Origin of the sequence: Corallococcus sp. AS-1-6, assembly GCF_020037015.1 — a bacterium.
Classification (GTDB): Bacteria; Myxococcota; Myxococcia; order Myxococcales; family Myxococcaceae; genus Corallococcus.
Genome location: NZ_JAIQDE010000016.1, coordinates 110,180 through 130,923 on the forward strand (window position 1 = coordinate 110,180; position 20,744 = coordinate 130,923).

Below are 20,744 nucleotides of genomic sequence, written 5' to 3' on the forward strand. Positions count from 1 at the left end.
ACACCCGACGTGTGAAACACAGCCTCGGCCGTGCGTCAGGCCGCCTTCTTGATGCTGTACTGCGGCTCCTGCTCCTGCGCCTTCAGGAAGAACTCCGAGTCGAGCAGCATCACGATGCGGCCCTTGTCGTCGTGGAACGCGATGGGGCCGTGCGCGGTGAAGTGCACGAGCGACTCCTCCAGCGCGGTGGTGGCGGGGTGCTCGGCGCCCAGCGGCTCGAACTCGTAGTCGCCCGCGCGGGTGATGCCCAGGCGGTCCTGCGTCGAGCCGGAGAGGATGAAGATCTCCGCCGGGCCCAGGTGCTTGTGCGGTGCGAAGACGGCGCCCTTCTCCATCTTCAGGATGGCGCTCCACACGCCCGTCTCCGCGCTCACGCGCAGCAGCCGGTAGGACGTTCCAGGACCGAGCGGCTTCCACTCGAGGTCGGCGGTGTGAACCAGTCCATTCATCATCGACATTCCGGACATGAAAGCCTCCACGGTCGGCCCTGCGTCTGTGTGTCTTCAGCCATGATAACGCCCAGGAAGGAAAACCTTGCAAGTTAGTCGCACGTGTCGGGTTGTTGTCTTTGACGCATCTCCTTGTCTCAGGAAGTTTTCACGGCGGCTGTCCGCCACCGCCGCTGCCGGTCGCATTTTCTGATCAGACAGAAAGAGCCCGGTGCTCGAGGACCCTCGTGGAAACCGCAGCGGACGGTGTCGTGGGCGGGCAGGAAGCTAGACAGGCCCGCCCGTCGCATCGTCCGGAGGCACGGCGCTCTCCGCCTTCGCGTCATAGGCGCGGCGCGCGGCCTCCACCTGCTCACGGCGCGCGAGCGCCCATTGGGCCAACGCGTTGAGGGGCACCAGCACGTCGCGGCCCATCTCCGTGAGCGCGTAGTCCACGCGCGGGGGGATGGTGGGGGTGACGGTGCGGGTGAGGTAGCCGTCGCGCTCCAGCCCGCGCAGCGTGGCCGTGAGCATCTTCTGCGACACGGTGCCGATGGACCGGCGCAGCTCGCTGAAGCGCAGCGGGTGGTCCGCCAGCATCACGATGACCAGCACCGACCACTTGTCGCCGACGCGGCCGAGCACGTCCCCGACGGAGCGGCAGACCTCCGAGGGGAGGTCGAGGTGACCGAGTTTCATGAAGGTGCCTTCTTGAAGTGCGTCGAAGTTACCAACATATACCCACTCTCCTTTTGAAACCTACTCCCCCGGGAGCAGGACGAGGTGGGTTGGACCATGCGCGTGGACTCGAAGGCCGAGACGGTGCTTGTGACCGGGGGCTCCGGCTACCTGGGAGGTTGGACGGTGGTGGCCCTGTTGAAGCAGGGTTACCGGGTCCGGACCACGGTGCGGAGCCTGGCGAGGGAGGCGGCGCTCCGGGCGGACATCGCCCGGCAGGTGGACCCGGGAGACCGGCTCTCCGTCTTCGCCGCGAACCTGCTGGCGGACGAGGGCTGGGCCCGGGCGGCGGACGGGGCGGACTTCATCCTGCACACCGCGTCTCCCATGGGGGTGGGCGAGTTCAAGGGCCAGGACCTCATCCGCCCCGCGCGTGAGGGCACGCTGCGGGTGTTGGGGGCGGGCGCGAAGGCGGGCGTGAAGCGGGTGGTGATGACGTCGACGCTGATGGCCGCGCTTCCGTCCGGGCCTCCTGGCGACGGGGCCCCGCCCACGGATGAGACCGTGTGGACGGACCTCACCCGGAAGGGCGTGAATCACTACACGCATTCAAAGACGCTGGCGGAGCAGGACGCGTGGGCCTTCGTGAAACAGGCGGGCGGCGCGATGACGCTGAGCACGGTGCTGCCCTCCCTCATCCAGGGGCCGGTGATGGGCAGGGACGTCTCCGGCTCGCTGGAGCTGCTGGCGCGGATGCTGCGCGGACAGATGTCCCGGCTGCCGAGGCTGGGCTTCACCCTCGTGGACGTGCGCGACCTGGTGGACCTGCACCTGAGAGCCATGACGGCGCCGGAGGCCGCGGGGGAGCGGTTCGCCGCGACGAGCGGCTTCCTGTGGCTCTCCGACATCGCGCACGTGCTGCGGGAGCACCTGGGCGCACGCGCGGCGAAGGTGTCCACGCGGATGGCGCCGGACTTCCTGGTGCGCTTCGGCGCCCTGTTCGACCCGGAGCTCCGCCAGCTCGTGAGCGAGCTGGGCGTGCGGCGCGAGGTCAGCACCGCCAAGGCGGAGCGGCTGCTGGGCTGGCGTGCGCGCCCCGCGGCGGAGGCGGTGCTCGCCAGCGCGGAGGGGCTGGTGCGCGAAGGGCTGGTGTGAGGGCCCCGGGGGAACGCGTGTCGCGGGAGGGCTGGTAGGCTCCCGGGCCCGATGCCCCGTCTCCTCTCGCCCGCGCAGGCCTGGCTGTTCGGCCCTGGCGTGGACCTCACCGTGTTCGCCGGCAGCGCGCTGCTGTCCGTGGCCTTCGTGCTGGCCGCGCCGTGGCTGGGGGCGGCGGGGGACACGCCCGCGTGGGCGTGGCTGCTGTTCGTGGTGGGCGTGGACGTGGCGCACGTCTGGTCCACGCTGTTCCGCACGTACCTGGACGGCGAGGAGGTGTCGCGCCGCCCGGGCCTCTACGTGGGCGCGCCGCTCGCCGCGTACACGGCGGGCGTCTTTGCGTACATGGTGTCCCCGGCCGCGTTCTGGAGCCTGTTCGCGTACGTGGCGCTGTTCCACTTCATCCGCCAGCAGTACGGCTGGGTGGCGCTCTATGACCGCAAGGCGCGCGCGTCCGCCTTCGAGCGGCGCCTGGACGCCGCGGCCGTCTACGCCGCCACGCTGGGCCCCGTCGTGTGGTGGCACGCGAACCTGCCCCGCGCCTTCTGGTGGTTCGTGGAGAACGACTTCCTCTCCGGCCTCCCCCGGTGGGTGGGCACCGCGGCGCTGGGCGCGCACGCGGCGGTGCTCACGCTGTGGGCCGGCTTCCAGGCGTTGCGCATCGCGCGCGGCGAAGGCGTGCAGGCCGGCAAGGTGCTGCTGGTGGCGGCCACGTGGGTGGCGTGGTTCGGCGGCATCGTGCTGGCGCGGGACGACTTCGCGTTCACGGTGATGAACGTGATGCTGCACGGCGTGCCGTACTTCGCGCTGCTGTTCCGCTACGCGCGCGGGCGCCACGCGGAAGGGGGCTTCGGCGAGTGGGGCGTGCTCCTTCGCGCGGGGCTGCCGGGCTTCCTGCTGTTCCTCGCGGGGCTGGCGCTCCTGGAGGAGGGGTTGTGGGACGTGCTGGTGTGGCACGACCGCCCGGTGTTGTTCGGAGACATGGGCCCTGTCCTGGAGTCGGATGTGCTGGCGCTCGTGGTGCCCCTGCTTGCGCTGCCGCAGGCCACGCACTACGTGTTGGATGCGTTCGTGTGGAAGGCGGGCAGGGAGCCCGCGCTGCTGGTCCGGCTCGGCTGGGCCCGGGCGGGCCAGGGGCCCTCAAACGTCAGCCAGGCGCACAAGGTGGTAGCCATTCCCGGAAGGGGTGAATAGAGCTAGTGGGTCTATGGCTCGACTCCTGCTCGTTTCGAACCGTCTTCCCGTCACCGTCAAGGCGGAGAAGGATGCTGTCTCCGTGGTGCGCAGCGCCGGGGGGCTCGCCACCGGGCTCAGCCGCCCGCACGAGCGCTCCGGGGGCATGTGGATCGGCTGGCCCGGGGATGTCTCCCGCCTGACGGACGCCCAACGGGCGCAGGTGGAGAAGCAGTTGGCGGACCTGCGCTGCGTGCCGCTGTACCTGTCCGCCAGCGAGGTCAGCCGCTTCTACGAGGGCTACTCCAACCGGGTGCTCTGGCCGCTGTGTCACTACATGCTGGACCGCGTCCCCCGGCAGGACCGGGACTGGGACGCCTACCGCAAGGCGAACGAGCGCTTCGCCGACCTGGCCGCGAAGCACTACCAGCCGGGCGACACCATCTGGGTGCACGACTACCAGCTCATGCTGGTGCCCGGGATGTTGCGCCAGCGCCTGCCGCACGCGCGCATCGGCTACTTCCACCACATCCCGTTCCCGTCCTCCGAAATCTTCAGCACGCTGCCCCGGCGCGGGGAGCTGCTCAAGGGCCTCCTGGGCGCGGACCTCATCGGCTTCCACGCGGTGAGCTACGTGCGGCACTTCTCCGGCACGCTGCTCAGGCACCTGGGGCTGGACACGGACATCGACCGCGTCCTCTTCCAGGGGCGCGAGGTGCGCGTGGGCGCCTTCCCCATGGGCATCGACGCCACCGCCTTCGAGACGCTGGCGGGCGAGCCCGGCGTGCTGGACGAGGTGAAGACGCTCCAGGAGCGCGCGCGCGGCGAGCGGCTGCTCGTGGGCATCGACCGGCTGGACTACACCAAGGGGATCCCCCGGCGCCTGCTCGCGGTGCAGCGCGTGCTGGAGCGGCAGCCGTCCCTGCGCGGGCGCCTGCGCTTCATCCAGGTGGCCGTGCCCAGCCGCACGCAGGTGCAGGCCTACGCCGAGTACCGCGAGACGGTGGACGAAATCGTGGGCCGCATCAACGGCCTCTACGGCACCGTGCACAGCACGCCCGTGCACTACCTCTACCGCTCGCTCAACGAGAAGCAGTTGGTGAGCCTCTACCGGGGCGCGGACGTGATGCTGGTGACGCCCGTGCGCGACGGCATGAACCTGGTGGCCAAGGAGTTCTGCGCGGCCCGCCCGGACGAGGACGGCGTGCTGGTGCTCAGCGAGTTCGCGGGCGCGGCGTCGGAGATGCGCGACGCGCTGCTGGTGAACCCCTACGACGTGGAGGGCATGGCGGACGCCATCGAGCAGGCGCTGGAGATGCCCGCCCCCGAGCGCAAGGAGCGCATGCGCGCCCTGCGCGCGGGCGTGAAGACGCGGGACGTGCACTGGTGGGTGGCCAGCTTCCTGGACCGGCTCCAGGGGCTGGCCTCGGTGGAGGAGAAGCCGCCGCTGCCGGACGGCATGCTCGCCGTGGAGAAGCTGAAGGGGCCGGGCCGCAAGGTGCTGTTCCTGGACTACGACGGCACGCTCGTGGGCTTCGCCCCCACGCCGGAGCTGGCCGCGCCGGACGCGGAGCTGATGACGCTGCTCCAGGAGCTGTGCGCCCGGCCGGACCTGTCCGTGCACCTGGTGAGCGGCCGCCCGCGCGACACGCTGGAGGCGTGGTTCGGCGAATTGCCCGCGGGGCTGCACGCGGAGCACGGCCTGTGGTCGCGCATGCGGCGGGGCCAGCCGTGGCAGGCGCTGCCGGGCGTGTCCTTCGAGTGGAAGCCGAAGGTGAAGTCCGTGCTGGACACGTTCGCGGCGCGGGTGACGGGCTCGTTCGTGGAGGAGAAGACGGCGTCGCTCGCGTGGCACTACCGCAAGGTGGACGCGGAGTTCGGCGCGCTCCAGGCGCGCGAGCTGCGCCTGCTGCTCTTCGAGAAGTTCTCCCAGGAGCCCATGCACATCCTGCCCGGAGACCGGGTGGTGGAGGTGCGGCCCCGGGGCGTCAACAAGGGCCGCGTGGTGCCGGAGGTGCTCAAGCAGGAGGCGCCGGACGTGCGCGTGGTGGCCCTGGGCGACGACGTCACGGACGAGGACCTGTTCGCCGCGGTGCCCCCGGGCGGCATCACCGTGCACGCGGGCAACAAGCACTCGCGCGCGGGCTACCGCGTGGAGGGGCCGCCGGAGGTGCGGCGCTTCCTGAAGGCGCTGCTCGGGAAGTAGCCCCGGCGGCGCGGCGCGGGCTTCAGAGGTTGAAGCCCACGTTGCCCACGGAGATGCTGGGTCCGAAGATGAAGGACCACTTGCTGGAGGGCACCACGGTGTCGGTGTTGGGGTCGCCGCTGGTGCGCCGGGTGATGTCGCCCCGGAACTCGCGGGCGATCCACGCCTGCGCGCCCACCGCCGCGCCCGGCCCGATGGGCACCCGCAGGCCCAGGCCCAGCACCGCCGCGAGCGTGGGCGGGAATTGGATTTCCCCCGACTGCGGCACCAGGCCCAGGCCCATCAGGCCCATCTCGATGCCCAGCAGGCGCTCCTGGCCCTCGTTGTTGAGCAGCGCCAGGCGCGACAGCACGCCGAAGTTGATGGCCAACTGCCCCGTGGGCTGCGTCGCGCGGTAGAGGCCCGCGGGGATGGTGGCCATGGTGTAGAGGCGGAACATGCCGCCGCGCACGATGGCGGTCCACTGCGCGGACGGCAGGCCCGTGCGGTCCACCGTGGAGAGGGCGTAGCGGGACTCGTCCGCGACGTGCGCCACCTGCACGAGGATGCGGTCGTACTGGCCCAGGTTGCCCTGCACGGGGATGACGCGCATCTCGCCCTTGGGGCGCAGGAACAGGCGCTGATCCACGCTGCTCTCGCCGCGCACGGAACCGTCCGACTTCGTCACGGTGATGCGCAGGGTGATCTCCTGGTTGCCCTCCTCCGGCGTGAGGCGCTCGCGGTGGACGACGACGCGGCAGGTGTTGCGCATGGCGTACTCCAGCCGGTGCGGGCGGCTGGGGGAGAGCTTCTCGTCGTTGCCCTCCTTGTCCGCGCAGATGAGCTCCACCAGGTTCTCCACGTTGGTGGGCACGCTGGCCTCGCGCACCGCGCGCTGCACGCGCTCGTCGGTGAGGAACAGGTCGGACGTGGCCAGCTCCGCCGGCAGCGTGGGCAGCCGGTAGCCGAAGCGCAGCGACACGAAGCCGCCGGAGGTCGCCTCGCCCTGGATGAGCGTGGCGGACTCGCGCACCGTCACGGTGTAGGCCCCGCCCAGCGGGCGCAGCACGAAGCGGCCCAGGCCGCCGTTGGACGCCACCGTCACCTCCGCGGGGCGGTTGGTGGGCACGAAGTCGATGGCGCCGTGGCCCGGCAGCTCCAGGGTCGCGCGGGGGACGGGCGCGGCCTGGGTGTCCGCCGTCTCCGACGCCACCACCGTGCCGTCCACGCGCGACGTGATGGCGGTGACGACGACCTGGGGCTCGTTGGTGCCGCTGGTGCGCAGCAGCACGTACGTGCCGTCCTGCGCCTTCACCACGCGCTCCACGCGCACGCGCGCGCCGTTCACCGTCCACAAGAGGCCGCGCGGGTCGTGCGCGCAGGACGCGTCCAGGCGCATCACCAGCCCGGAGTTCTCCGCGTCGCGCAGCACCGTGCCCTCCACCGCGGAGATGGGGCACGCGAGCACGGGCAGCGTCTCCGAGAAGGACGTCTCCAGCGCGTCCCCCTTCGCGAAGAACACGCGTGGCACCAGCCGCAGGCGCAACGCCACCGTGGGGTTCAGCCCCGGCACGTTGCGGATGGACACGGCGCCCTCGGTCACCTCGCACCTCGCGGTGCCGCAGTCCACGGACGCGATGGCCTCCGAGTGCGTCACCGCCGCGTAGCCGGGGCCCTTGGACAGGTCCACGCCGGAGGACTGCACCAGGGGCCGCGTGAGCACGGTGCGGCCGGGGCGCAGGCGGAAGTATTCGTCGTCCAGGAAGCGCCCGTTGGCGTCGTACGTCGTCACGTCCGCGCCCCTGCGGCCGTAGGCGGGGATCCACGACAGCGCCGCGTCCGTGGGCAGGCCGGGCGTCAGCGGGACGGCGCACTCGTTGGGGCCGTTGGGCTCCATGCAGACGTCCTGTCCCTCCAGCGAGAGCGTCTTCGGATCCACGCCCCGGGGCGTCCCGGACCAGGCGATGGCCACGTTCTTCAGGCCGGTGCCCTTGAGCTCCAGGCGCCCGTCGTCCGGGTAGAACGTGGTGGAGGCGCTGTCGATGCGCGGGAAGGGCCCGGTGGCCACCACCACCACGGTGTCGGTGGCCGTGGCGCAGGAGGCCTCGTCCGCGGCGACCTTCAGCTCCAGCGTGCGGCTGGTCTCATCCGCGCGCGTGGGCGGCTTGAGCGTGCGGCCCTCCGGCCCCAGCACCCAGCCGCCGCGCACGGGGCCGCACAGCACGCCCTTGGGGATGACCTCCACCGCCCGCCCGCCTTCGGGGACCTGGACGACGGGAGCCGCGGTGGCGACCGTCGCCAGCAGCAGGCAGCCAAGGACGAGCGCGCGTGCAGGGTGCATGCATCTGCTTAAGCACGGAGGGCCGCGTCCGGGTCAAGCCCTCCGTGCTCCCGCGACACCCGGCAGGCGTCGCGAGTGTCGGCGATTACCGCGAAGCCGTCTTCTGCCCCGGCCCCTGGAGCAGGATGCGGCGGCCGAAGGCGCGGTCCACGCGGCCCAGGAACTCACGGAACCGGGGGTACTCGTCCGCCTTGATGCGGGCGACGGAGAGGGCCACCTCACCGTCGGCGATGAGCGCGCCGTTCTCCACGCGGTAGCTGAGCTTCACGCGGCCGAACGGGGTGGTCTCCTCCACCGCCTGCGGCATGTCCGCCACGGTGTAGCCGCCGGGCAGCGTGTAGCGCAGCTTGAAGGTGTTCACCCAGGGGCTCTGCATCACCAGGTCGAAGCGGCGCTCGGCGAGCGACGCGTAGGCCTGCTGGTACGTGCGCCCCGTGCCGAAGGGCAGGAAGCGCAGGCTGCCGCCGGGCAGCACCTCCGCGTAGCGCGGGATGCCCATGTGGAAGTCCAGCGTCACGTCGTCATCCAGGCGGGTGGTGTCGCTGAGCTTCACCTCGCGCACGGTGAGGCCGGGGAAGCTCTGCGCCCAGGCGCGCTCGAAGGTGGACTTGCGCGTGGACTCCGGGCGGTAGGCGCGGCGGTAGTCCGGCGCGGACTGGCCGGACACGCTGCTCTGGCCCTTCACGTCCGCGCCGCCGTCCGGGCGCAGCGCCACGTCCATGGCCAGCGTCGTCTTGTTGTCCTCCGCCTTCGCCTCCGGCGTGGTGAGGAAGTTGCTGGTGCCGTTGGGGTCCACCACCAGCACGTTGGCCACGCGGTCCGCGGACGGGAGCTCCCTGGCGCCGTGGAACTCCGCCGTGCCGTCCAGGTACAGGTCGAACTTGGGCACGTACGCGATGGCGTGGTTGAAGGCCGCCAGCGACGCGGGCTCCGCGTCCAGCGAGCCCAGGTTGCGCATGCGCAGGAGCACCAGCCGGCTGTCCACGCCCGCCACCTTCAGCATGGAGTGGATGAGGCTCGCCTTGTCCTTGCAGTCGCCGAAGCGGCGCGCGAGCACGCGGTCCACCCGGTACGGCTTGAAGCCGTGGATGCCGAACTCCAGCGCCACGTAGCGGGTGTTGGTGACGACGAACGAATAGATGGCGCGCACCACGGCGAGCTGGTCCTTGCGGTCCACGCCGGTGAGCACCTGGTCCACCGTGGCCTTCAGCTCCGCGTTGGGCTGGAGCTGGTCGCGCACCAGGCCCCACCAGTAGTGGCCCACCTGGTCCCACGTCTTGTACGTGGAGATGTGCAGGTTCTGGGCGACCTCCGCCCAGCCCGGCATGCCCGGCTCCGGCACGACCTTGGAGACGTGCTTCGCGCCGAAGCGGTACACGGTGCGGCCGGACTCGGGGGACTCCTGCCGCTGCTCCACGCCGGCCAGGCGGCTCTTGTTCCAGTACAGCGGCCGCTCCTGGGGCATGTCCACGACGTACTGGAAGCGCACCTTCGGGTAGGTGCCCTGCACGCTCTCCACGTCGCCCCAGTAGTCGGACAGCAGGTTGTCCTGCGCGGTGTCGTCCAGGCGGTAGGTGAGCTCCAGCGTGTCACCCGCGGCCAGCGACGGGAACGACAGGATGCGCGCGCGGGCGTCGTAGTACATGCCCGTCCACGGCTCGTTGATGTTGCGGTCCGCGTCGCCGTAGCTGTCCACCACGGAGCCGTCCGGCTTCGTCACGCGGGCGCGCAGCACGCGCACCTCCTGGCGGTCCGGCGAGTACGTCACCGGCACGCTGCGGAACGCGTCCACGCCGCGCTGGTTGTACACGCGCACCACCATCTGCTGCAGGCGGCTGGACAGGCCGCTCTTCTGCACGCGCACGTAGGTGTTGTCCACGAGGTACAGGGCGTCCTCGTGCACGTAGCCCTCGGCCTCCTTGGACAGGGGCTTCGCGTCCACCAGGTACTGGGTGCCCGCGCTCTCGGACTCGCCCTTGAGCGTGCGCAGGGCCTCCTTGAGGCCGGGGTTCTGCGGGCGCAGCGCCAGCGACTTCTCGAAGGCGGCCAGGGCGGGCTCGCGCTGGCCCGCGGCGAGCAGCGCGCGGCCCTCGCGCTCGTACACCTCCGGCTCATCCGGGGAGAGCGCCTTGGCCTCCGTGAAGAGGGCGGTGGCCTCCTCCACGGCGCCGTTGGCGGCCTTCAGCTCCGCCAGCCGCACGCGGCTGCCGTTGTCGAAGGGGTTCAGGTCGGTGAGCTTCGCGTACTCGCGCTCGGCGGCGTCCACCTTGCCCGCGTCCGCGAGCATGGAGGCCAGTTGGCGGCGGGTGTTGGTGTCGTCGTAGCGCAGCGCCAGCACCACGCGCATGCGGTCCATGGCCTCCTGGGCGCGGCCCAGTTGACGGGACGCCGCGGCGGCCACGCGCACCACGCGGGGCACGCGGGGCTGCTGGCGGAAGGCCTCTTCAATCAGCGCGTGCGCCCGGGCGCGCTCGCCCAGGGCCTCCGCCGCGCGGGCGAGCAGCAGGCGCGCGCCCGGCACGTTGCGGCCGTCCTCCACCTCCAGGAGGGGGGCGAGCAGCGGCTGCACGCGCTCCGGGTGGCTGCGGTCCATCTCATGGTCCGCCAGCGCCAGGCGCGCGGGGGCGTAGGTGGGGTCCGCCTTCACGGCGGCCTCCAGGAAGCGGCGGCGCTCGTTGAGGTCGTCCGTCTGGGTGTTGGCGGCCAGCACCTGGAGGCGCGCGTCGTTGGGGGCGCTCTCCGCGGCGAGCGCGGCCTCGGCGCTGGCGGTGTGCTCGCGCTCGTCATACGCGCGGAAGAAGGACAGCACCTGGGCGTAGTCGCCGCGCAGGGCCGCGTCGTCCGGGTTCTTCTCCACCAGCGCGCGCAGCGAGGAGGTCAGCGTGGGCAGGGGCTGCGGCGCGGGCGCGGGCATGCGCTCCAGGGCGGGGGCCTTGGCGGGCAGCGAGGCGCGGGCGGACGCGGACTCCGAGCGCAGGTAGAAGCCCAGCGGGCCGGACTCCTGGCACACCTTCACCAGCACGCGGTTGAGGCCCTTCTTGAGCTTCACCGACACGCGCGTCTGGTCCGGGCGCGGCAGGTTGTAGCGGTCCTCCTTGGACGCGAGCTGCCCGTTCACCCACAGGCGGTAGCCGCCGGAGGTGCCCAGGGCCAGCGGCACGCGCGTGTCCTGCGGCACCTCCAGCCAGGTGAGCGCGTACGCCACGGACTCCTTGTTGGGGCGCACCGCGGTGGCCAGGTCCACGTAGCCGTCCGCGGACGTGACGGACAGCTTGCGCCAGGTGGCCTCGTGGCCCTTGGCGCCGGGGTAGCGCGCGGTGAGGTCCAGGTTGGCGGCCTCCGGACCGAAGTCCGTGTCGCAGCCGGCCTTGCCCTCGTTCTCGAAGCCGCCCACGACGTAGTAGTCGTTGACGAAGCCCAGCCACTGGCGGACCTCGTTGGCGCGCACCATCCGGCCGCGCGAGCGCTCCGCGTCCATGAGCAGGATTTGCGCGGTGGTGCGCGTGTTCACGTCCGACGTGCGGCGGGACGCGATCTGCTGGTAGGTGCTCACCAGCGGGGTGAGGTCCTCCACGTCATCCACCAGCGCGTGCATGCGCAGGAGCGCGGCGCCGCCGCGCGGCGAGTTGGCGGCCTTGACGGCCTCGGCCGCGTACTCGCGGGCCCGGTCGTCCGCGTTCGGCTTCGCGAGCCCCAGCACGGGGCAGGTGAGCACGACTAGTGCGGCCAGCGATGTGAAACGCGACATCCGTTCTCCTCGAGTATCGGCGGCGCCCGGGGGCAGGCAGGGGGTGGTGACGCCAGTGAACAGGCGGACCCGTCACGGCCTTCCCCTGCATGCGGCCCCGGACGGCGGGCAGGCAACCCATCCGCGCCCCACTCTATGCCGGACCGATGTGGGGCGGGGTGGGCCCGTGAAGGCCAGGGCACGAAAACGCACAGGGCCGGCGCGGGCGTGCTGCCCGTGCCGGCCCCGGTGTGGGTGCCCCTGGTTGGGGGCCTGGCGTCAGTGGAGCTTGTTGTAGAGCGTGTCGACGAGGCTGCCGTCATCGCCGCTCAGCTCCCAGAACATCGCGCCGCCCAGCCCCTTGGACAGGATGTAGTCCGACTTGGCGTTGAGGCTCTGCGGGTCGTCGTAGGCGACCCACACCTTCGTCGTGGGGCTGTAGACGTAGGCCTGCTTGCTCTCCGGGTGGAAGAACTTCGTGTAGCCGGAGCCCGCGCGCTCGTAGTGGGCCTTGAGGTCCTTGTAGTCGAACACGCCGGTGAGGCCGGACTGGCCGTCATCCCAGGTGCCCTTGGTGGGGACGCCGGACTGGAACAGGCCGTTGTTCACGTTGGGCACGTTGCCCCAGCCGCGGCCGTAGAAGGGCACGCCGACGACGATCTTGGACGCGGGCACGCCCAACTGGAGCATCTTGCTGATGGAGCCGTCCGTGTAGAAGCCGTCGTTGGCGCCCGGGTCGCCCGTCACGCGGTCCAGCGCGGAGTGGAAGTTGACCGTGCTCTCGAAGGCGCCGTGGTAGTCGTAGGACATCACGTTGATCCAATCGAGGATGCCGGCCAGCTTCACGGTCTCCTGCTTGTTGGCGAGCAGGTCCGGTGACGCGCCGGACGCGATGGTGAGCAGGTACGGCTGGCCCGTCTGCGCGGTGACGGCGGCCAGTTGGGTGCGGAACTCCTGCATGAGAAGGGTGTAGTTCACCTTGTCCGCGGGGCTGCTGATGTTGTCCGGCAGGCCGCCGCCGGTGGGGTACTCCCAGTCCACGTCGATGCCGTCGAACACGCCCACGCCGTTGGCCGGGGTGACGCCGGGGAACTGGCCCTTCACGTACAGGTCCACGCAGGACTTCACGAACGCGGTGCGCGACGCGGCGGTGGCGGCGACCTGGGAGAAGTACTTGGACCAGGACCAGCCGCCAATGGAGATGAGCAGCTTGAGGTGCGGGTTCGTCTTCTTCAGCTCCTTGAACGCGCGGAAGTTGCCGCGCAGCGCGCCCGGGTCCCACTCACCGGGGAAGCCGAAGCCCTTGTCGATGTCCGCGAACGCGTCCCCGAGGATGCACTTGCCGTCCGGGGAGATGTTGGAGAAGGCGTAGTTGATGTGCGTGAGCTTCGACGCCGGGACGTGGGAGACCTGGTAGTTGCGGGCGTAGATGCCCCACGCGGTGAAGTAGCCGACGATGCGCTTGCCGCCCGGCGGAGGCGTGCCGGGCAGCTCCACCACGACGCTCACCGTCTTCGTGCCCACGTTGCCCGCGGCGTCGTAGGCCTTCACGGTGTACGTGTACGTGCCGTTCTGCGCGGACGTGGAGATGGCGCGCGTGAACGACGACGCGGTGGCCACGAGCGTGCCGTTCTCCAGGATCTCGAGCTTCGTCACGCCCACGTTGTCCGTGGCGCTCGCGGAGACGGTGAAGGAGCCCGCGGCGGTGATGCGCGACGCGCTGGCGCTGGCGGTGACGACGGGGGCGGTGGTGTCGCCGTTGGAGGGGATGGCGACGGTGACGGTGACCGTCTTCGAGCCCACGTTGCCGGCGGCGTCGTACGCCTTCACGGTGTACGTGTACGTGCCGTTCTGCCCGGAGCCGGAGAAGCTGCGCGTATACGAGGACGCGGTGGCGACGAGCGTGCCGTTCTCCAGGATTTCCATCCGGGTCACGCCCACGTTGTCCGTGGCGCTCGCGGAGACGGTGATGGAGCCCGCGGCGGTGACGCTCGTGCTGCTGCTCGACGCGGTGACGACGGGCGCGGTGGTGTCGCCGCCGCCCGTGACGGGGCCCAGGTCCAGCCACAGCGCCGGCACGGCCGTGGGCGTCCAGTCCGCCTGGGACGTGTGGGCCTGACGGCATTCATAGACGCGGCCTTCGTAGGTGACGCGCGTGCCCACGGCGTAGGCGACGCCCACGGCCCACGCGGCCTCCAGCGGTGCCTTCATCACGCTGCCCGGGCCCTCGGCTCCGGGTGCGAAGGACTCCTGACCACAGCCGGCGACGGTCAGCGCGGACGCCACCAGGCCCACAATCCATTTGCTACGACGCATTCGTGTTCTCCTCGCCTGCGGTACACGCGGAAGGAGTCACGCACCCATTTTTCCGGGTTAATGGCTGGCTTTGGATTTCGCCTGCCCGCCGACCCAGGTGGTGTGGACGGAAAGGTCCGGCTTCAACAGCACGAGGTCCGCGCGATGCCCGGGGGCAATGCGTCCCCGGTGGCCGTGCAGTCCCATGAAGGTGGCGGGGTGGAGTGAGGCCATTCGCAGCGCCTCCTCCAGGGGGACGCCGAGCGCCTGGACGCAGTGGCGCACGGCCGCCGTGAGGTCGATGTCCGCGCCCGCGAGCGTGCCGTCCTCCGTCTCCAGGCGGCCGTGGCGGCGCAGGATGGCGCGTCCCTGGAGGGTGAAGGACGTGACGGGCGTGCCGACGGGCGGCATGGCGTCCGTGACGAGGAACACCTTGCCCGGCGGTTTGACCTTGAGGAGCAGGCGCAGGTTGTCCGCGTGCACGTGCACGCCGTCCGCGATGACGCCGCACCACGCGTCGTCATGGGTGAGCGCGGCGACGACGGGGCCGGGCTGGCGGTTCATCACCGGGGGCATGGCGTTGAACAGGTGGGTGAAGCCGCGCACGCCGGATTGCAGGGCCTGGGTGGTGCGCTCGCTGGTGGCGGCGGTGTGGCCCGCGCTGAGCACGACGCCGGAGCTGGCGAGGCGGCGCAGGGTGGCGTCGTCCACGCACTCGGGAGCGAGCGTCATCAGCACGCGGCCGCCGTGCGCGGCGAAGCGGCGGGGCAGGGTGGTGAGGTAGTCGAGGTCGCGAGGGTCGGGCGTGCGGATGAACGCGGGCACGTGGACACCGGCGCGCTCGCGGCTGATGAAGGGGCCCTCCAGGTGGATGCCAAGGACACCGCTGCCGGGGCGCGCGGTGGCGGTGAGCGCGGCCTCGCAGGCTTCGCGCATGCGGGCGGCGTCGTCGGTGATGAAGGTGGGGAGCAGGCCCGTGGTGCCGCACGTGCGCATGGCGGAGGCGATGGCGAGCGCGGCCTCCTCGGTGGGCGTGTCGTTGAAGAGCACGCCGCCCGCGCCGTTGACCTGCACGTCCACGAAGCCGGGGACCAGGAGCGCGTCCTCCGGCAGCGTGTGCACGGTGGCGCCGGTGGGGAGCCCGGCCCGGGGCACCACGGCATGGACGGTCCCGTCCTCGATGACGACGGCGTGACCTTCGAGGACCTGGTCCCCGGTGAAGACACGGGCGCCCTGGAGGACGGTGGGCATCACACGGTCTCCGTGACCTTGCGCAGGTGCGCGGGCGCATCCGGGTCCAGGCCTCGCGCCGTCGCGAGCTGGTGCACCGCGAAGTAGAAGCTCTGCACCTGGCAGAGCGGCGCGATGGCCGCGGGAACGTCCGGCAGCGTGGGCAGGGCCTGCGCGCCGGGGACGGGCAGGGCGGTGTGGACGTTCGCGCCCAGCTCGACCATGCGCTGCACGACGTCGCGGGTGCCTTGCGCGGCGTTGTCCTCCTGCCCCAGCGCGAGCACGGGGAAGCCCGGCCGCACCAGCCCGAGCGGCCCGTGGAGGACCTCCGCGGTGCTGAAGGCCTCCGCGTGCAGACGGCAGGTCTCCTTGAGCTTGAGGGCCATCTCCAGCGCGGCGCCCAGGCCGCTGCCCCGGCCGACGACATAGAGGCTGCTGGCGTCCTTGAGCGTCGCGAGCGCCGGCCACCAGTCGAGCTTCCCCGCGGCCTCCAGCGCGTCCGGGAGCCGCCGGGCGGCGTCATGCAACTCCGCGGAGTCCGACCAGTGCGCGGCGAGCTGGAGGAAGGCGAGCCCGGAGAGCAGATAGGACTTGGTGGCGGCGACGCTGTGCTCGGGGCCGGCGGACAGCGGGATGCGCACGTCGCACAGCCCGGCGAGTGGAGCGGCTTCGTCGTTGATGAAGCCCAGCACGACGGCGCCTCCCGCTCGGGCGGCCTCGGTCATGCGCAGCAGGTCGGGGCTCTGGCCGGACTGGGACACGGCGATGAAGAGCGCGTCGCGCAGGTCCAGGGAGCGCGTGTTGTAGACGGACGCGACGCTGGGGCCCAGCGAGGCGACGGCGCGGCCCAGCGTGGTCTCGATGAGGTACTTGCCGTAGACGGCCGCGTGGTCGGAGCTGCCTCGCGCGCAGGTGACGACGAAGCGCGGAGGCGTGCGGCGCAGGCGGGCGCCCAGGTAGGCGAAGGTGTCGCGGCAGCGTTCGAGCTGGCGGCGGGCGGCGGCCGGTGCCTCGGCGGCCTCGCGTGCGAGGGCGGGGAGGGAGGAGTTCATCGAGGTGGGGTCCACGCTCGGGGGGATAACAGCCTCCGGGGGTGGACGGGGGGAGGAAGGCGCCGGGCGTGGTGCTTCCGACATCCGGTGCGTGGCTGGGCGGCCGTGGCGTCAGGCGGGACCTGGAGCGGGCAGGCGCGGTCGCGGTGGCCGGGTCCCTTGACGTCAGGGGATGGGCGGAGGAGAGAGGACGTCATGCTGAAGACCGCCCTGGGCCGTTTCCGCGCCGTCGCCTTCTGGGAAGGCCTGTCCTTCCTGGTGCTGCTGCTCATCGCCATGCCGCTGAAGTACGTGATGAACATGCCCCAGGGCGTGCGCGTGGTGGGCATGGCGCACGGGGTGCTGTTCATGGCGTACCTCTACACGCTGATGATGGCGGCCATCGAATACCGCTGGGGCGTGAAGCGGATCGCCGTGGCCTTCGTGGCCTCGCTCGTGCCGGGCGGGACGTTCTGGCTGGACGCGCAGTTGCGGAGCGAGGCGCTCGCGCTGGAGCCGGCGAAGACGCGCTGATTCGAGGTCATTCGCCGCGAAGCCTGGACGCCGGTACGAGTATTCCCTGGCGCGTTGCTTGCTCAGAGCCCGCGCGGGGGTGATTGACCATGGGGCCTACCCGACGCAGGCTTGAGGTCATGGGACGTCATACCGACAAGGTTGGAGACGCCTTCCCCCGGGCGCCTTCGCAGGAAGAATGGGATCGGATGGGGCAGGCGGAGCGGGACCGGGTGGTGGCAACGCTGCCGGGTGAGGTGACGTACGAAGAGATGGCGATGCCCGAGGGGGACAGCCATCAGGAACCCAAGATGCTCGCGCGCGAGGCGCTCCGGGGCTACTTCAAGCGCCGTGGACGCAAGGCCTACGTGGGCTCGGAGCTGCCGGTGTATTACCCGGCGGAGCGCCGGTTCGCGCCGGACCTGTTGGTCGTGCTGGACGTCGAGAACCATCGCCGGAAGAAGTGGCTGGTGAGCCACGAGGGGCACGGGCTCGACTGGGTGATGGAGATCCACGTCGGGGGCGACCGGAAGAAGGATGCCGAGTTCAACGTGGGCCGGTATGCCCGTCTGGGAATCCCCGAGTACTTCATCTTCGATGGGGGATGCCTCACGCTGGAGGGCTACCGGCTGGCGACACCGGATGCGCGCGTCTACACGCGCATGGAGTCCCGGCACGGACGCTTCGTCTCGGAGGTACTGGGACTCGAACTCCAGGTCGAGGGCGAGGACGTGCGTTTCTGGGCGGGCAATGCACCGCTGCTGGTCTCCGAGGAGTTCATCGAACGCCTGGAAGACCAGACGATGAGCCTGCAACGCCGTGCCCAGGAAGAATCCCGGCGTGCGGATGAAGAATCCCGGCGCGCGGACGAGGAAGCCCGGCGCGCGAATGCGGCCGAACGCCGCTTTCAGGAACTCGAGGCCGAGCTCGCCCGGCTCAAGAAGTCCCAGCTCTGAGCCATGGCCCTCAGGCGAGGGTGAACGCCCTCGCCAGGGTCAGTACCTCCACTCGCGTGGCCCCCGCGTCTCTCAGAGCGACAGCGGCGGCCCTCGCGGTGGACCCCGTGGTGAACACGTCGTCCAGGAGCAACACCTCCTGCCCCTTCACCGCCCGCGACGCCACGAACGCTCCCGCCACGTTGCCCGCGCGCTCCGCTTCACTCAGCCCCACCTGCCGGCGCGTCTCCCGCGTGCGCACAAGCCACCCCACCGGCGCCGTCCGCCCCGTGACCTTCGCCAACTCCCCCGCGAGCAGGTGCGCCTGATCGTATTGCCGCTTCCGGAAGCGCCGCACATGCAGCGGCAACGCCACCACGCACCCCGGCGCGGTCCTCAGGAACCGCCGCGCCTCGTCCGCGAGCAGCGTCCCCAACGGCGCCGCGAGGTCCGGGTGGTCCTCGTACTTGAACCGGTGGATGGCCCTCGCCACCGGCCCCTCGTGCGCGAAGGGCGCCCAGGCCCGGCTGAATGGCGGCGGCATCGTCCGGCAACGCGGACAGGTGTTCCCCGGGAACGCGCCCGGCTCCGCGCACGTCCGGCAACACACCGGCGGCAGCCGCTCCAACGCCGTGTCACACGGCTCGCAGAACACCGCGCCCACGCCCGGCAGCACCTTCGCGCAGGCCAGACACATGGGCGGATACACCAGGTCCAACAGCGCCTTCCACATCTCCGGGCCTCCCAGGGGCGGTTCCTCCCGCGCCTCCCGTGCCAGCCCCGTGCCGCTCACTCCGCCGTGCGGCCTCGCGTCTTGTACGTGAGCACCGGCGCCAGCGTCGCCACCACCCGCACCAACCCCGCCTCCACCAGGTCCGTCACCACGCGGTCGATGGCCTTGTAGGCCGGCGGTGCCTCCTCGAAGAGCAGGTCCCGGTCCTCGCACACCACGTGGCTCTTGAAGGACGTGCGCGTCAGCGACTCCGCCGTGAAGCGCTCCTTCAGCCGCTCCCGCGCCGCCGAGCGCGTCCACTTGCGTCCCGCGCCGTGCGCCAGGCTGCACGCGCTCTGCTCGCCCGTGCCCACCGGCAACACCAGATAGCTCAGCGCGCCCCGGCTGCCGGGAATCACCACCGGCCCCTCGTCCCACGGCGCCGCGCCCTTGCGGTGCAGCCACCCCACGCGTCCGCCCCCATGCCGCGCGGTCACGCTGTTGTGGCACACGTCCAGCACCCGCCGCCCCGTCGCCCCAATCCCCTCCAGCGTCCGCTGCGCCACCAGCGCCCGGTTCGCCTTCGCCCACAGCACCGCGCCGTCATGCCGCTGGAGGTATTCGCGCGCCTCGTCCGAGTCCGCCGCCAGTCCGCCCGCGGCATGCCGGTCGACATGCTTGCGCAGGATGGCCTCCCCCAACCCGCGCGACCCCGAGTGCACGAGCAGCAGCAGCCGCTCCTCCCGCAGGCCCAGCGCCTCGAAGACGCGCGCGTCGTGCACCTCCTCCACCCGCTGCACCTCCGCGAAGTGGTTGCCGCCGCCCACCGTGCCCAGCGCCGACTCGAAGCCCGTGCCGCTCGCGCCGTGCTCCGCGAGCACCGCCTCCGTGTCCCCCACCCACGGCCCCTCCAGGTCCAGCTTCGCCGCCCACCGCTCCGCCTTCGCCTTGCGCGTCAGCAGGTCCACGTCCCACAACCCCATGCCACAGCCGATGTCGCTGCCCACGAGGTAGGGATAGAGGAAGCCCTCGGATTCAAAGGCCGCGCCCACCGGAGCGCCCTTGCCGGGGTGCAGGTCCGGCAGGCCCACCGCGAGCCGCATCCCGGGCAGGCGCGACACGGCCTCAAGCTGGCGGACGGCCTCGCCCTCCACCCAGGACTGGGGCGAGGCGATGATGCGCACGGTGGCGGCCGTGGAGGTTTCAGAAGAGGGCGTGTTCATGATGGCCGCTTCGACGCGGTCGCTTCACGCGCCCTGACGCCCGGGCCCCCAGCGCCTCGGGACAGGCTGCCCGGCCGCCTACTTGTGGTAGGGCTCGCCCTTCAGGATGGTGAACGCGCGGTAGAGCTGCTCGATGAGCACCACCCGCGCCAGCCGGTGGGGCAGCGTCATCCGCGACAGCGACATCACCTGATGCGCCGCGCCACGCACCGAGTCGTCCAGGCCCTCGTCTCCGCCGATGACGAAGAGCAGGTCCTTGGAGCCCGTCTGCGCCTTCGCGACGTAGCGGGCAAGCTCCACCGAATCCAGCAGCGTGCCGCGCTCGTCCAGCGCGACAATCCAGTCCTGCGGCTTGCGCTTGCCCAGGATGGCGGCGGCCTCCGCGGACTTCGCCTCGCCGGGCTTGAGCTTGCGGCCCGACGCCTCATTCAGCTCCAAGAGCTCGAAGCGCGTGTAGTGCTCGAGCCGCCGCGCGTACTCCTGAACGGCGGGCTCGAACAACCCGGAGCGGTCCTTGCCGATGGAGAGGAGGCGGACCTTCACGGGACTAGGACAGCTTCTCCCGGGGCGCGTCCGCCCACAGCCCGTCCAGGTCGTAGAAGGCGCGCACCTCGCCGTTGAACAGGTGGGCCACGACGTCGTCGTAGTCCAGGAGCACCCACTGGCCCGTCTCCAGGCCTTCGGTGCTGATGGGGCGCAGGGGCTGCGGGTCCTGCTTGAGCTGCACCTGGACGTTCTCCGCCATGGCGCTCACCTGGCGGTCGCTCTCGCCGGAGGCGATGACGATGTAGTCCGCGTAGGACGTCATCCCGCGCATGTCGAGGATGACGACGTCCGTGGCCTTCTTGTCCAGCAGCAGGTTGCCGATGCGGCGCGCCAGCTCGCGCGCCTTCGCGTTCTCCGCGGGCTTGGGAGGCGCGGGCGGGGCGGCGGGCTTCGGAGCCTTCTTGCGCGCGGCGGCGGTCTTCTTGCGCGGCGGCGGACGCACGCCCGGCTTCGCCTTCTTGGCGGCCGTCTTCTTGCGGGCCGGAGCCCGGGTCGCGCTCTTCGCCTTCGCCTTCTTGGATGCAGGGGTCTTCTTCTTCGTGGCCATGTGGCGGATACCCTAGCGCACCCTT

At 71.3% G+C, this 20,744-nt stretch carries 16 protein-coding genes; 5 read left to right on the forward strand and 11 right to left on the reverse strand.

Annotated elements, in window-relative coordinates; genetic code table 11:
• Positions 1-35 precede the first annotated feature (35 nt).
• Together K8612_RS22365 and K8612_RS22370 are read right to left on the reverse strand one after the other, a co-directional pair.
• Positions 36-467, reverse strand: a complete 432-nt coding sequence (locus K8612_RS22365) for a cupin domain-containing protein (protein ID WP_223740583.1) — start codon at positions 465-467, stop codon at positions 36-38.
• 249 nt (positions 468-716) lie between these two features.
• Positions 717-1,127: a helix-turn-helix domain-containing protein gene (locus tag K8612_RS22370; protein WP_223763788.1), complete on the reverse strand. Its 411-nt coding sequence runs from the start codon at positions 1,125-1,127 to the stop codon at positions 717-719.
• A gap of 96 nt (positions 1,128-1,223) precedes the next feature.
• On the opposite strand from K8612_RS22370, the gene K8612_RS22375 reads away from it, so the two are divergent.
• From K8612_RS22375 to K8612_RS22385, 3 genes are read left to right on the forward strand one after another with little or no spacing between them, the layout of a single operon-like run.
• Positions 1,224-2,261 carry an NAD-dependent epimerase/dehydratase family protein gene (locus K8612_RS22375; RefSeq protein WP_223763789.1) on the forward strand — a complete coding sequence of 346 codons (1,038 nt, stop codon included), beginning with the start codon at positions 1,224-1,226 and terminating at the stop codon, positions 2,259-2,261.
• Positions 2,262-2,312: 51 nt separating this feature from the next.
• Positions 2,313-3,455, forward strand: a complete 1,143-nt coding sequence (locus K8612_RS22380; protein ID WP_223763790.1) for a hypothetical protein — start codon at positions 2,313-2,315, stop codon at positions 3,453-3,455.
• A gap of 13 nt (positions 3,456-3,468) precedes the next feature.
• Complete coding sequence (locus K8612_RS22385) at positions 3,469-5,640, forward strand: bifunctional alpha,alpha-trehalose-phosphate synthase (UDP-forming)/trehalose-phosphatase (protein ID WP_223763791.1); 2,172 nt, start codon at positions 3,469-3,471, stop codon at positions 5,638-5,640.
• A gap of 22 nt (positions 5,641-5,662) precedes the next feature.
• On the opposite strand, the gene K8612_RS22390 is transcribed toward K8612_RS22385, so the two are convergent.
• The 5 genes from K8612_RS22390 to K8612_RS22410 all read right to left on the reverse strand — a co-directional run bounded on the left by K8612_RS22390 (position 5,663) and on the right by K8612_RS22410 (position 16,264).
• Complete coding sequence (locus K8612_RS22390) at positions 5,663-7,960, reverse strand: hypothetical protein (RefSeq protein WP_223740578.1); 2,298 nt, start codon at positions 7,958-7,960, stop codon at positions 5,663-5,665.
• A gap of 85 nt (positions 7,961-8,045) precedes the next feature.
• Positions 8,046-11,708, reverse strand: coding sequence for a DUF3857 domain-containing protein (locus K8612_RS22395; RefSeq protein ID WP_223763792.1), 3,663 nt, complete (start codon positions 11,706-11,708; stop codon positions 8,046-8,048).
• A gap of 258 nt (positions 11,709-11,966) precedes the next feature.
• A complete protein-coding gene (locus K8612_RS22400) occupies positions 11,967-14,003 on the reverse strand; it encodes a glycosyl hydrolase family 18 protein (RefSeq protein ID WP_223763793.1) in 2,037 nt (678 codons plus the stop codon).
• A 57-nt stretch (positions 14,004-14,060) separates the two neighbouring features.
• Entirely contained in the window at positions 14,061-15,233 is a 1,173-nt protein-coding gene (gene nagA, locus K8612_RS22405; RefSeq protein WP_223763794.1) for an N-acetylglucosamine-6-phosphate deacetylase, read from the reverse strand.
• Positions 15,233-16,264: an SIS domain-containing protein gene (locus tag K8612_RS22410; RefSeq protein WP_223763795.1), complete on the reverse strand. Its 1,032-nt coding sequence runs from the start codon at positions 16,262-16,264 to the stop codon at positions 15,233-15,235. Before K8612_RS22410 ends, nagA begins: the two co-directional genes overlap by 1 nt.
• A 195-nt stretch (positions 16,265-16,459) precedes the next feature.
• Here K8612_RS22410 and K8612_RS22415 point away from each other — a divergent pair, with 195 nt between their 5' ends.
• Together K8612_RS22415 and K8612_RS22420 are read left to right on the forward strand one after the other, a co-directional pair.
• Entirely contained in the window at positions 16,460-16,777 is a 318-nt protein-coding gene (locus tag K8612_RS22415) for a DUF3817 domain-containing protein (RefSeq protein ID WP_223763796.1), read from the forward strand.
• Between the two features lie 119 nt (positions 16,778-16,896).
• Complete coding sequence (locus tag K8612_RS22420) at positions 16,897-17,712, forward strand: Uma2 family endonuclease (protein ID WP_370639928.1); 816 nt, start codon at positions 16,897-16,899, stop codon at positions 17,710-17,712.
• Between the two features lie 10 nt (positions 17,713-17,722).
• Here K8612_RS22420 and K8612_RS22425 read toward each other — a convergent pair whose 3' ends face one another.
• The 4 genes from K8612_RS22425 to rsfS form a co-directional block, all read right to left on the reverse strand.
• Positions 17,723-18,424 carry a ComF family protein gene (locus K8612_RS22425; protein ID WP_223763797.1) on the reverse strand — a complete coding sequence of 234 codons (702 nt, stop codon included), beginning with the start codon at positions 18,422-18,424 and terminating at the stop codon, positions 17,723-17,725.
• A gap of 56 nt (positions 18,425-18,480) precedes the next feature.
• The gene (locus K8612_RS22430) at positions 18,481-19,626 is read right to left on the reverse strand and encodes an RNA ligase RtcB family protein (RefSeq protein WP_223763798.1); all 1,146 of its coding nucleotides are present in this window, start codon (positions 19,624-19,626) and stop codon (positions 18,481-18,483) included.
• 78 nt (positions 19,627-19,704) lie between these two features.
• On the reverse strand, positions 19,705-20,169 hold the full coding sequence (locus K8612_RS22435) for a 23S rRNA (pseudouridine(1915)-N(3))-methyltransferase RlmH (RefSeq protein ID WP_014394001.1): 465 nt from the start codon (positions 20,167-20,169) through the stop codon (positions 19,705-19,707).
• A gap of 4 nt (positions 20,170-20,173) precedes the next feature.
• A complete protein-coding gene (rsfS, locus tag K8612_RS22440) occupies positions 20,174-20,719 on the reverse strand; it encodes a ribosome silencing factor (protein ID WP_223740569.1) in 546 nt (181 codons plus the stop codon).
• Positions 20,720-20,744 lie beyond the last annotated feature (25 nt).